9 protein-coding genes and 2 pseudogenes are annotated in these 12,311 nt (G+C 68.8%); 2 read left to right on the plus strand and 9 right to left on the minus strand.

Annotation, left to right across the window (positions count from 1 at the left end; all coding sequences use genetic code 11):
* The first annotated feature begins 8 nt into the window (after positions 1–8).
* Positions 9–2,576, plus strand: a complete 2,568-nt coding sequence (locus A5708_RS16740) for a sensor histidine kinase (protein WP_065029698.1) — start codon at positions 9–11, stop codon at positions 2,574–2,576.
* Positions 2,573–3,253 (plus strand): response regulator, encoded by a 681-nt coding sequence (locus A5708_RS16745; protein ID WP_065029699.1) that lies wholly within the window; start codon positions 2,573–2,575, stop codon positions 3,251–3,253. Before A5708_RS16740 ends, A5708_RS16745 begins: the two co-directional genes overlap by 4 nt.
* A gap of 59 nt (positions 3,254–3,312) precedes the next feature.
* Here the strand turns inward: A5708_RS16745 and A5708_RS16750 are convergent.
* The 9 genes and pseudogenes from A5708_RS16750 to mfd form a co-directional block, all read right to left on the minus strand.
* A pseudogene (locus A5708_RS16750) lies at positions 3,313–3,619 on the minus strand (hypothetical protein).
* Positions 3,620–3,719: 100 nt separating this feature from the next.
* Positions 3,720–4,664 (minus strand): Ppx/GppA phosphatase family protein, encoded by a 945-nt coding sequence (locus A5708_RS16755; RefSeq protein WP_065029701.1) that lies wholly within the window; start codon positions 4,662–4,664, stop codon positions 3,720–3,722.
* Positions 4,658–5,146 (minus strand): DUF501 domain-containing protein, encoded by a 489-nt coding sequence (locus A5708_RS16760; protein WP_065029702.1) that lies wholly within the window; start codon positions 5,144–5,146, stop codon positions 4,658–4,660. Before A5708_RS16760 ends, A5708_RS16755 begins: the two co-directional genes overlap by 7 nt.
* Positions 5,139–5,846 carry an FtsB family cell division protein gene (locus tag A5708_RS16765; RefSeq protein ID WP_065029703.1) on the minus strand — a complete coding sequence of 236 codons (708 nt, stop codon included), beginning with the start codon at positions 5,844–5,846 and terminating at the stop codon, positions 5,139–5,141. Before A5708_RS16765 ends, A5708_RS16760 begins: the two co-directional genes overlap by 8 nt.
* 20 nt (positions 5,847–5,866) lie before the next feature.
* Positions 5,867–7,156, minus strand: a complete 1,290-nt coding sequence (gene eno, locus A5708_RS16770; protein ID WP_065029704.1) for a phosphopyruvate hydratase — start codon at positions 7,154–7,156, stop codon at positions 5,867–5,869.
* A 57-nt stretch (positions 7,157–7,213) separates the two neighbouring features.
* A complete protein-coding gene (locus A5708_RS16775) occupies positions 7,214–7,942 on the minus strand; it encodes a lytic transglycosylase domain-containing protein (protein WP_155766051.1) in 729 nt (242 codons plus the stop codon).
* A gap of 319 nt (positions 7,943–8,261) precedes the next feature.
* Positions 8,262–9,311, minus strand: coding sequence for a nucleoside triphosphate pyrophosphohydrolase (locus A5708_RS16780; protein WP_065029706.1), 1,050 nt, complete (start codon positions 9,309–9,311; stop codon positions 8,262–8,264).
* A pseudogene (locus A5708_RS27600) lies at positions 9,308–9,382 on the minus strand (16S rRNA (guanine(966)-N(2))-methyltransferase RsmD); the annotation flags it as partial. The gene A5708_RS16780 and the pseudogene A5708_RS27600, both read right to left, overlap by 4 nt.
* A 2-nt stretch (positions 9,383–9,384) precedes the next feature.
* Positions 9,385–12,311, minus strand: a 2,927-nt coding sequence (gene mfd / locus A5708_RS16785; RefSeq protein WP_065029711.1) for a transcription-repair coupling factor, incomplete at its 5' end; no start/stop codon positions are given.

Raw genomic sequence — 12,311 nt, forward strand, 5'->3', positions numbered from 1 at the left:
GAGGGGGGATGATGGATGACGTGGGCGTCACCGATCACCCTCACAAACGCGGCGAGCTGCGCATCTATCTCGGCGCGGCTCCGGGCGTCGGCAAGACATACGCGATGCTGGGCGAGGCGCATCGCCGGCTGGAGCGCGGCACCGATGTGGTGGCGGGCGTGGTCGAAACTCATGGGCGGGCGAAAACCGCTGAGCTGCTTGAGGGCATCGAGTTCATTCCGCCACGCTACGTCGAGTATCGCGGCGGCACCTTTTCCGAGCTCGACGTGCCGGCCGTACTGGAGCGCCGACCCCAGGTCGTCCTCGTCGACGAACTCGCGCACACCAACACACCGGGAAGTAAGAACCCGAAGCGGTGGCAGGACGTCGAAGAACTGCTCGACGCCGGGATCACGGTGATCTCCACCGTCAACGTGCAGCACCTGGAAAGCCTGAACGACGTCGTCGCGCAGATCACCGGCATCGAACAGAAAGAGACTGTACCGGACTCGATCGTGCGGCAGGCATCACAAGTCGAGCTCATCGATATTACACCAGAAGCTCTGCGGCGCAGGCTTTCTCACGGCAACGTCTATACGCCGGAACGGATAGATGCGGCGCTGTCCAACTACTTTAGGCGTGGAAACCTCACAGCATTAAGGGAATTGGCGTTGCTGTGGCTCGCCGACCAGGTCGACACCGCGCTGGCCAAGTACCGGGCCGAGAACAAGATCACCGACATGTGGGAGGCCCGCGAGCGGGTCGTCGTGGCGGTCACCGGCGGTCCGGAGTCCGAGACCCTGGTGCGACGCGCGTCGCGGATCGCGTCGAAGTCCACCGCCGAGTTGATGGTGGTGCACGTCATCCGCGGAGACGGGCTGGCCGGTCTGTCGGAGTCGCGGATGGCGAAGATCCGCGAGCTCGCGAACAGCCTCGACGCTTCGCTGCACACCGTGGTCGGTGACGAGGTGCCCACGGCACTGCTCGAGTTCGCCCGCGAAATGAACGCCACACAGTTGGTGATCGGCACCTCGCGGCGGTCGCGCTGGGCGCGGCTGTTCGAGGAGGGCATCGGCCCGAGGATCGTCGAGCTGTCCGGGAAGATCGACGTGCACCTGGTCACCCACGAGGAGTCCAAGCGCGGCTTCCGTGCGTCCTCGCTGGCGCCCCGCGAGCGGCGGGTGGCGTCGTGGCTGGCGGCCATCATCGTGCCGTCGGCCATCTGCGCGGTCACCGTGACGACGCTGGACCCGTACCTAGACACCGGCGGCGAGAGCGCCCTGTTCTTTGTCGGCGTGCTGCTGGTCGGGTTGTTGGGAGGCATTGCGCCCGCGGCGCTTTCGGCAGTGCTGTCCGGATTGTTGCTGAACTACTTCCTGATCGCCCCGCGGCACAGCTTCACGATCGCCGAACCCAACAGCGCCATCACCGAATTGGTGCTGCTCCTCATCGCCGTCGCCGTCGCGGTACTGGTCGACTTCGCGGCCAAACGCACCCGGGAAGCCCGTCGCGCCTCGCAGGAGGCGGAGCTGCTGACACTGTTCGCGGGGTCGGTCCTGCGCGGTGCCGATCTCGAGACGCTGCTCGAGCGGGTGCGCGAGACCTACGCGCAGCGGACGGTCACCATGTTGCGCGAACCCGGAGAGGAGGCGCGCGCCGGCGGCACCAGGGGCGACGTCGTCGCCTGCGTGGGGCGCAATCCCTGTGTCACTGTCGATTCCGCCGACACCGCGATCGAGGTGGGCGACGACGAGTTCTGGATGCTGCTGGCGGGCAGGAAGCTCTCCGCGCGTGACCGGCGGGTGCTCAGCGCGGTGGCCAGGCAGGCCGCGGGCTTGATCAGGCAGCGTGAGCTCGCCGAAGAGGCCAGCCGCGCCGAGGCGATCGTCCGGGCCGACGAGCTGCGACGCTCGCTGCTGTCGGCGGTCAGCCACGACCTGCGCACGCCCCTGGCGGCGGCCAAGGTCGCCGTCTCCAGCCTGCGCGCCGAGGACGTCGCCTTCTCCCCCGCCGACACCGCCGAATTGCTGGCCACCATCGAGGAGTCGATCGATCAGCTGACCGCACTGGTCGGAAACCTGCTCGATTCATCGCGTTTGGCCGCCGGGGTGATCCACCCGGATCTGCGCCGGGTGTATCTGGAGGAGGCGGTGCAGCGGGCTCTGGTCAGCATCGGCAAGGGCGCCACCGGTTTCTTCCGGTCTGCCATCGACCGGGTCAAGGTCGACGTGGCCGATGCGATGGTGATGGCCGACGCCGGGCTGTTGGAGCGCGTGCTGGCCAACCTGATCGACAACGCGCTGCGCTACGCGCCCAACTGTGTGGTGCGCGTCAACGCCGGGCGGGTGGGTGATCGCGTGTTGATCAACGTCATCGACGAGGGACCCGGGATCCCGCACGGGGCCGAGCACCAGATCTTCGAAGCGTTTCAGCGGCTTGGCGATCAGGACAACACCATCGGCGTCGGGCTTGGGATGTCGGTGGCGCGCGGCTTCGTCGAGGCGATGGGTGGGACAATTACGGCCACCGACACCCCGGGAGGCGGACTAACCGTGATCGTGGATATGGCTGCGCCGCAGGCGATGGACGCGGTATGACGCGGGTTTTGGTGATCGACGACGAACCGCAGATCCTGCGCGCGCTGCGCATCAACCTGACCGTGCGGGGCTACGAGGTGATCACCGCGTCCAGCGGGGCCGGCGCGTTGCGCGCCGCCGCCGAGCACAAACCCGACGTGGTGATCCTCGACCTCGGCCTGCCCGACATCTCCGGCATCGATGTGCTGGCCGGGCTGCGCGGCTGGCTCACCGCGCCGGTGATCGTGTTGTCGGCGCGCACCGACTCGTCGGACAAGGTCGAGGCGCTGGACGCCGGTGCCGACGACTATGTGACCAAACCCTTTGGGATGGACGAGTTCTTGGCCCGGCTACGCGCGGCGGTGCGCCGCAACACCGCCGCCTCCGAATTGGAGCAACCGGTCATCGAGACCGAATCGTTCACCGTCGACCTGGCCGCCAAGAAGGTCACCAAGAACGGCAGCGAGGTGCACCTTACCCCGACCGAGTGGGGAATGCTCGAGGTCCTCGCCCGCAACCGTGGCAAGCTCGTCGGCCGCGAGGAACTTCTCAAAGAGGTGTGGGGTCCGGCGTACGCCACCGAAACGCATTATCTACGTGTGTATCTCGCGCAGCTGCGCCGCAAACTCGAGAACGACCCGTCGCATCCCAAACACCTGCTGACCGAGTCGGGCATGGGGTACCGCTTCGAGGCGTGAGACTTGTGGCTCGCGCCCGGGTCACACCAGCCACTCTCGCCTCTACGCAGGTGGGTTGGTTAATCGCCCGCCTCATAGCGACAACTTGGCCGCCTCGCGCAACGCCAGCACGCGTTGGTGGATCCGATGCTCGGTGCCGCGCGGCAGGTATCCTGGCCCATACCGGCCGCGCCCGAGTCGTCGCACCCTGTCTCGTCCGACCTCCCATCGCAGCGCATCCGAGATAGCTTTCGATGTTCGGCCGGGCACGCAGAATCCATGCCAGTCAAGCGCTTCGGTCAGCTCGGTGATGGTGGCCGGTCCATGTACCGCCAGCTGCATCGCCAGCACGTAGCGCAGCTCGATCCCCTTGAGTGAATAGCTCATTCCCGGACGGTCGCACACGGGTACGACACCGCCAGATTGTCGCTACGAGGCGGGCAAAAGACATGCCCACCTTTCTAGAGGCCGGTGGGGCGGATGTGACCTACTCGGCGATGGACAACACGATGCCGTCCAGGATGTCGTGCTCGCTGACCGTCAGCTCGTCGATCCCCGCACGGGCGCGCAGCTCGCGCGCCAGCTCCTCGACGACGATCGCGCCCCCGCCGATCACGTCGGCCCGGCCCTCGTGCATCGGCGGCAGCGCTGCGCGCGCGGCCCGCGTCATGCCGATCAGCCGCTCGCACACCGACAGCAGATCATCGCCGGCGACACGCGAAAGGTGAATGGCCGCAGAGTCATACGTCGTCATGTTGTGGGCCAGCGCGGACAGCGTCGTCATCGTCCCGGCCAGCCCCACCCAGGTCTTCGCGCCCTCCACGGGCACCACACCAAGCGCGACCTCGAGTCGTTCGCGCACCACCTGCCGGGCCGCCGCCACCTCGTCGGGCGTCGGCGGGTCCGAATGCAGACAGCGTTCGGTCAGCCGCACGCAGCCGATGTCGGCCGAGTAGCTCGCCGTCACCGCGTCGCCGCCGACCACGATTTCGGTGGAGCCGCCACCCAGGTCGACGACGACGAAAGGTCCTGTTGCACTGTCCAACTCGCCGACCGCTCCCCGGAACGAGAGCTCGGCCTCTTCGGCGCCGGTGATCACCTCCGCAACCGCCCCGGGCAGCACCGCACCCAACACCTCGGCCGTCATCGCGAAGAACGCGTCGCGGTTGGCGACGTCGCGGGCGGCCGACGTGGCCACCATCCGCACCCGCTGCGCGCCATGCTTTTCGAGCAAGCCCGCATAATCGGTGAGCGCCGCGCGGGTGCGGGCGATCGCGTCCGCCGCGAACTCACCGGTCGCGTCGACACCCTGACCCAGCCGCACGATCCGCGTCTCCCGGTGCACGTCGCGCAGCCCACGGTCAAAGTCGGCGATCAGCAACCGGATTGAGTTGGTGCCGCAGTCGATTCCCGCGAACCTGCCGTTCACCATTGGCCCGCCACCAAGATGCCGGCCATCGCGGGCTCGTCGGCCAGGATCGCCAGCGCCTCGTCGCCGAACGGGTTCACGCCGGGGCCCTTGGCCAACGAATGGGCGATCAGCACGTGCAGACACTTGACCCGGTCTGGCATTCCGCCGCCGGAGAACGTGGTCCCCAGCGATTCGATCGCGTCCCGTTCGGCCAGATACGACTCGTGGGCGCGCCGGTAGGCGGCCGCCAATTCCGGGTCCTGGCCCAGCCTTTCGGTCATCTCACGCATCAGCCCCGTGGTCTCCAGTCTGCTGGCCGCGGCCGTCAGGGCCGGATGGGTCAGGTAGTACAGCGTCGGAAACGGCGTGCCGTCAGGCAGTTTCGGTGCGGTCTTCACCACACCGGGTTCACCATTGGGACACCGGTAGGCGATTTCGAGTACCCCGCGCGGCTCGCGCCCGAGCTGGCGCGCCACCGCTTCCAGGTCGGCATGATCAGCCACCGGGACCCGTGGGATTCGGCGCGGGCACCGGCCCGGGCGATCCCGGTTCGGCCGGCGGGGCTTCGGGCGCAGGCGCTTTGGCCGGCGGCAGGTGCGGGGTGTCGGCGATGGTGTGCCATAGCGACGTGTACCAGGGGTCACCGTTGGTCGGTTTCGCCGTCGGGGATCCCGGCTGGGCGGGCTCGGCCGCCGACGGCGGAAGCTGAACCTGGAACGGGATGTCCCCGGGCTTGACGAAGCCGAGGCGCTCGCGGGCCTGCGCCGCAATGTAGGCCGGGTCACCGAGTTTGGCCTTGCGCTGCTCCAGGTCCGCGACCTGGCGGCGCAGCGCCGCTTCGCTGGCGGCCAGCTGATTCATCTCGGTGCGCTGCGCGAAGTAGGTGCGCACCGGTCCGGCGATGGTCAACGTCAGCACGCAGATCACCGCGGCCAGCACCGCCGCACGGCGCGCGGTGAAACCCAGCCGCTGCTCGGAGCGCTGCTCCACCGATTCTGCGGCCTTGCGCGTGATGGGCTCGACGACATGCTCTTGCTGCGTTCGCGTGGCGGTCCGGCCGGACTGGTTCGCCGCGGGCGACGTCCGCGACGACGGCTTGGAGGACGGCTTGGCCGTGCGACGTCCCCGACCCGAATCGCCGGCCTTCCCCGGGCGGGATGCCGGGGAGCGCCGTTTCGAGTCGGGCCGTTTCGCGTCAGCCATGTCGGCCGTTGAGCGTCAAGCTATTTCGCCTCCACGGCGTACCGCGGGAAGGCCAGGTCGCCGGCGTAGCGCGCGGCGTCACCGAGCGCCTCCTCGATCCGCAGCAGCTGGTTGTACTTGGCGACGCGCTCGCTGCGGGCCGGCGCGCCGGTCTTGATCTGCCCGCTGCCGACGGCCACCGCCAGGTCGGCGATCGTGGTGTCCTCGGTCTCGCCGCTGCGGTGACTCATCATCGTGCGATAGCCGCTGTGGTGGGCGAGCGCGACGGCGTCCAGGGTCTCGGTCAGCGTGCCGATCTGATTCACCTTGACCAGCAACGCGTTTGCCACCCCCTTGTCGATGCCCTCTTCCAGGCGCTCGGGATTCGTGACGAAGATGTCGTCGCCCACCAGCTGCACCCGGTCACCGATCGACGCGGTCAGGGTCACCCACCCGTCCCAATCGTCTTCTGACAGCGGGTCTTCGATCGACACCAGCGGATACGAGCCGAGCAGCCCGGCGTAGAACTCCGCCATCTGTTCGGCGGTGCGGGTGGCGCCCTCGAACTTGTAGCCGGTGCCGTCGGTGAAGAACTCGGTGGCCGCCGCGTCGAGCGCCAGCGCCACATCGGCGCCGAGCTTGAAACCGACCGACTCGATGGCCCGGCTGATCAGGTCCAGGGCCGCGACGGTGCCCGCGACGTCGGGGGCGAAACCGCCCTCGTCGCCCAGGCCGGTGCTCAGGCCCTCCTTCTTCAGCACCGACTTCAGCGCGTGGTACACCTCGGCGCCCCAGCGCAACGCCTCGGCGAAGCTGGGCGCACCGATCGGCGCCACCATGAACTCCTGGATGTCGACGGCGGTGTCGGCGTGCGCGCCGCCGTTGAGGATGTTCATCATCGGCACCGGCAGGATGTGCGCGTTCGGGCCGCCGAGGTAGCGGAACAGCGGCAGCTCAGCGGAATCGGCGGCGGCCTTGGCCACGGCCAGCGACACACCCAGAATCGCGTTGCCGCCCAGCCTCGACTTGTCGGGGGTGCCGTCCAGATCCAGCAGCGCCTGGTCCACCAGCCGCTGATCGTCGGCGTTCAGGCCGATCACCGCCGGACCGATCTCGTCCAGCACCGCCTGCACCGCTTTCTGCACGCCCTTGCCGCCGTAGCGCTCGCCGCCGTCGCGCAGCTCGACGGCCTCGTGCTCGCCCGTCGACGCGCCGGACGGCACCGCCGCGCGGGCAAACGTCCCGTCGATCAGGGCTATCTCGACCTCGACTGTCGGGTTACCACGGGAATCGAGGATCTCGCGGGCCCCCACCTGCTCGATAATCGGCACTGAGTTCTCCTTGCGTCGTCGCCGGTGCGTGCATTTTCCGGTCAGCGATACATCCTGCTACAGCGGGTGACCCTTCGCGTAAGCGGTCGCCCAATCGCGGACCGCTCGGGCGTACACACCGGAGTTGTTGTAGGCGCGCAGCGCGGTGATCCAGCCGCGGGGTGTCCCGAGATCCTTTCCGCGCCAACACAGATACCCGGCCGCCGCGAGCGCGGCGTCGTCGATGTTGTCCGGGCTGACGCGGCCGTCATTGTGAGCGTCGACACCGTAGAGCCGCCACGTCTCCGGGATGAACTGCATCGGCCCCATGGCGCGCGTCACACCGTCTTCGTCGGTGACGTCTTCCTCCGTGTCGACGATGCGCAACGTGCCGCCGCTGCCGTCGAGGCGGACGCCCCGAATCGGGGGGCTCACATCGCCGTTGGGGGCCAGCCGCGCGCCGCGGTAGGTGCCGTGGTGGCTCTCCACCTGGCCGATGCCGGCCAGGGTGGTCCACGCGATGTGACATTTCGGGTTCTCGACTTCGGCGACCCGGGCTGCATAGGCGTACGCCTCGAGCGCGATCACCGGGATCTCCAGCCCCGCCGATCGCTGTTGGGCCCACTCCCGCAACTGATCCGCGGGCCGGCCGCTGGCGTGGGTGTCCACCGCAGGCACCGGATCCCCGGCCGGTGGCGGGACGCCGTCGGGGATGAACAGGCTGAGCTGCCAGGTGCAGCTGGAGGCCAGAACAATCGCGGTCGCGCCGATCACGGCGGCCGCGCGCATCCAACGCCTCGGCGACACCATGCTTTTCTGAGCTCCCCTAAACTCGCCTGCACCAACTTCCGCCACACCATCGTCCCATGCGTTCGGCAACTGCCCGGTTGCCTCGGGCCTCGGCGCACCGACCTCTCGTCGGTTTCAGCTAATGCTCGGTTAGCTGCTCGTCGTCTCGGCTAGCGCAGTCAGACCTTCGCCGACCACGGGGATTCGCAACCTCATCCGCGATATTACCGAGCGGCCGACGACAAAAGCGGCAAACATTCCGGTGATCGCTCTGACTGAATCGCCGAAAGTGCGAATTAGTGCGTCGCGGCACCGCGCTACGGGCGTCACCGCCCCGTCAGGCGTCCTCGGCGGTGGCGTCCGCGGTGGTTTCTTCCTCGACCACATCGACGGACGCGTCGGCCGCGCCGTCGGTCTCGGGCGCCGACTCCTGCGGCCGATCGTCGACCGCAGTTTCCTCGGTCGGCCAGTGCTCGCGCCACTCCTCCTCGGAGATCTCGCCCACCGGGGCGACGTCGAACTCCTCGGGAACACCGGTGCCGCGGCGCGCCGCCGCGATCACCCGCTCGACTCCGCGGACCGTCGCCACGAACTCCAGAGCGGCGCTGCGCAGAGAATTTTCGGCATCGACGTCGGCCGAGACCGAGATCGAGGTGACCGCCTCAGGAATCAGGTCCGCGGGCAGGCCCGCTTTGCCGGCACGCGCAATGACCTTCTGCGCCAGCGCCAATGCGGGCTGTCCGGTGTGCACGTCGTCCATCACCGATTTGCGCGGCTTCTCGGCCGCCTTGCGCTCCTCCCACTGGGCCAACTGCTCTTCGAGCGAAATCGATTGCCCGGCAAGCACTCCCGGCACCCGGTTGCCCAGTTTGCGCATCAGGGTGGCTGCGACATCGTCGATGGTGAAGGGGAACTGCGACGCGTCCTCGGCGATGCGGGCGTGGAACAGCACCTGCAGCAGCACGTCGCCGAGTTCTTCACGCAACTGGTCGGCATTGCCGCTGCCGACCGCGTCCAGCAACTCGTAGGTCTCCTCCAGCAGAAACCTGCGCAGCGAGTCATGGGTTTGTTCGCTCTCCCACGGCCCGGCGGTGCGCAGCTTGTCCATCATCGCCACGGCATCGACCAACCGTTCACCGCGCGGGGTCTCGGGCGCCGAGATCAGCCGGGCCCCGGCAGCCAACCGCGCCACGACGGCGGGGTGGTCGGGGTCCGACGAGAGCAGCACCGGGGCGTCCTCGCCGGAGTGCACCGGGCGCGCCGCGGACAGCGACCACGGCACCGCGACGGGCATCTCCTCGGTGTACTGCACCTCGCCGCTGAGGTGCTCGATGGCTTCGACAGGCACCAGCGAGGGACGGCGGGGGTCGAACAAGACGACGATCACCGGCGCCCCTCCTCCTCATCGCTTCGTCCCCCGCAAGCGGGCGGTACCCCCACTACATCGTCGCGGGCGCGGATCACGCCTGTCGCTCCTCACTTGCCATCGATGCAGGTAGTTCACTCGTTATACCAATGTCGGTCTGCGGTTTGCCCTGCAGTGCCGTCACCAGGTTGGCGACCATCTGCACCAGCTCGACATCGCGCAGTCGCGGCGCGCCCACCCCGCCGGCCCGCGGAATGGGAACCTGCACGGTGGACGTCGTGGCGCGGTAGCTCGCGGCCGGGTACATCCGCTTGAGCCGCACCTGAGCCGAGTCCGGCAGCGTCATCGGCGAGAGCCGCACCGTCGACGCCGACGCCGCCGACACCTCGGTGATGCCGGCGGCGCGGCACAGCAGCCGCAGCCGCGCCACCGCCACCAGCCGCAGGGCCGGTTCGGGCAGCGCCCCGTACCGGTCGACGAGTTCCTCCACCACGGCGTCGATCTCGCCGTCGGAGGACGCCGCGGCCAGCCGCCGGTATCCCTCCAGGCGCAGCCGGTCGCTCGCGATGTAGTCCGGCGGCAGGTGCGCGTCGACCGGCAGGTCGATCCGCACGTCCTTGGGCTCCTCGGCCGTTGTGACGGTCTGGCCGTCGGCGGCCGCCCGGTAGGCCTCCACCGCCTCGCCCACCAGCCGGACATACAGGTCGAAACCGACCCCGGCGACGTGGCCGGACTGCTCGACGCCCAACACGTTGCCGGCCCCGCGGATTTCGAGGTCCTTCATCGCGACCGCCATGCCCGCGCCCAGCTCGTTGTTCTGCGCGATGGTGGCCAGCCGGTCGTAGGCCGTCTCGGTCAGCGGCGCGTGCGGCGGATACAGGAAGTAGGCGTAGCCGCGCTCCCGGCTGCGGCCGACCCGGCCGCGCAGCTGGTGCAGCTGCGACAGGCCGAAGGTGTCGGCGCGCTCGACGATCAGCGTGTTCGCGTTGGAGATGTCCAGCCCGGTCTCCACGATCGTGGTGCACACCAGGATGTCGTATTCGCGGTTCCAGAATCCCTGGACCGTGCGTTCCAGCCGTTCCTCGGGCATCTGTCCGTGCGCGACGACCACCCGCGCCTCGGGCACCAGCTCCCGGATCCGGGCCGCCGTCCGGTCGATCGAGCTGACCCGGTTGTGCACGTAGAAGACCTGCCCGTCGCGCAGCAGCTCGCGGCGCAGGGCGGCCGCGACCTGCTTGTCATCGTGCGGGCCGACATAGGTCAGCACCGGATACCGCTCCTCGGGCGGCGTCAGGATTGTCGACATCTCCCGGATGCCGGCCAGGCTCATCTCCAGCGTGCGCGGGATGGGGGTGGCGCTCATGGTCAGCACGTCGACGTGGGTGCGCAGCGACTTGATGTGCTCCTTGTGCTCGACGCCGAACCGCTGCTCCTCGTCGACCACCACCAGGCCGAGGTCCTTCCAGCGCACCCCGGTCTGCAGCAGCCGGTGCGTGCCGATCACCACGTCCACCGACCCGTCGGCCAGGCCTTCGATCACGGCCTTGGATTCGGCCCCGTCGGTGAACCGGGACAGCCCCTTGACGGTCACCGGGAACCCGGTCATCCGGTCGGCGAACGTCTGCAGATGCTGGTCAGCCAGCAGCGTGGTGGGCACCAGCACGGCGACCTGCTTGCCGTCCTGGACTGCCTTGAACGCCGCCCGCACCGCGATCTCGGTCTTGCCGTAGCCGACGTCACCGCAGATCACCCGGTCCATCGGGATCGGCTTTTCCATATCGCCCTTGACTTCGGTGATCGCGGTGAGCTGGTCGACGGTCTCGGTGTAGCCGAACGCGTCCTCCATCTCGGCCTGCCAGGGCGTGTCCGGCCCGAACGCGTGCCCGGGACTGGCCTGGCGCTTGGCGTACAGCGACACCAGCTCGCCGGCGATCTCGCGCACCGCGCGACGGGCCTTGGTCTTGGTGTTGGTCCAGTCGCTGCCGCCCAGCTTGCTCAGCGCGGGCGCCTGCCCCCCGACGTACCGCGACAGCTGGTCCAGCGAATCCATCGGCACATACAGCTTGTCTGTGTTTTTTGCCGCACCACCACGGTTCTTGCTCGAGGCGTATTCGAGCACCAGGTACTCGCGGCGGGCGCCGCCGACGGTGCGCTCGACCATCTCCACGAACCGGCCGATGCCGTGCTGATCGTGCACCACCAGATCGCCGGCGGTGAGCGCCAACGGGTCAACGGTGTTGCGCCGCTTGGCCGCCAGGCGCTTGCCCTCGACCGCCGCCACCCGGCTGCCGGTCAGATCGGTCTCGGTGATCACCACCAGCGTGGCGCCGGGGATGATGACGCCGTCGTGCAGCGGCCCCTTGAGCACACCGACCACGCCCGCCTTGGGCGCGGCACCCGATTCGAGCATGGCGGCCGGGGTGTCGCATTCGGCCAGTCGCTCCACCACGCGATGCGCGGTGCCGGTGCCGGGTGCGACGACGACGGCGTAGCCGCCGGTGCTGACGTGCGCGCGCAGCATCGCGAAGATGCCGTCGATGTCGTGCTGGTGGCCGCGGGCGGACGGCGCCGAACGGATATCGAGTTCCACGGCCGATTCGTCGGACAGCTGGCTCAACGTCCACCAGGGATGGCCGGCACGGGCCGCCGCGCCCCGCACCTCGTCCAGTTCGGCGAACCCCGATCCGCCGAACTGCGCCACGTCGACCGGGGCGTCGGTACCCAACGCGGCGACCGACCACGACGCTTCGAGGAACTCGCTGCCGGTCTTGATCAGGTCGGCGGCCCGGGTGCGGACCTTCTCCGGATCGCAGAGCAACACCGGTGTGCGCTCGGCCAATTGGTCGGTCAGCAGCACATGCTCGCCGGGCCGGAGCACCGGCAGCAGGGCCTCCATGCCGTCGACCGCGATGCCTTCGCCGATCTTGGCCAGCATGTCGGTGACGCTGCCGGTGATGGCGGGGTCGGTGGTCCGGTGCCGGGCGGCCAGCTCGGCGGCGCGCTGCCGCACCTCATCGGTCA

The organism is Mycobacterium colombiense, assembly GCF_001672755.1.
GTDB lineage: Bacteria > Actinomycetota > Actinomycetes > Mycobacteriales > Mycobacteriaceae > Mycobacterium > Mycobacterium colombiense_C.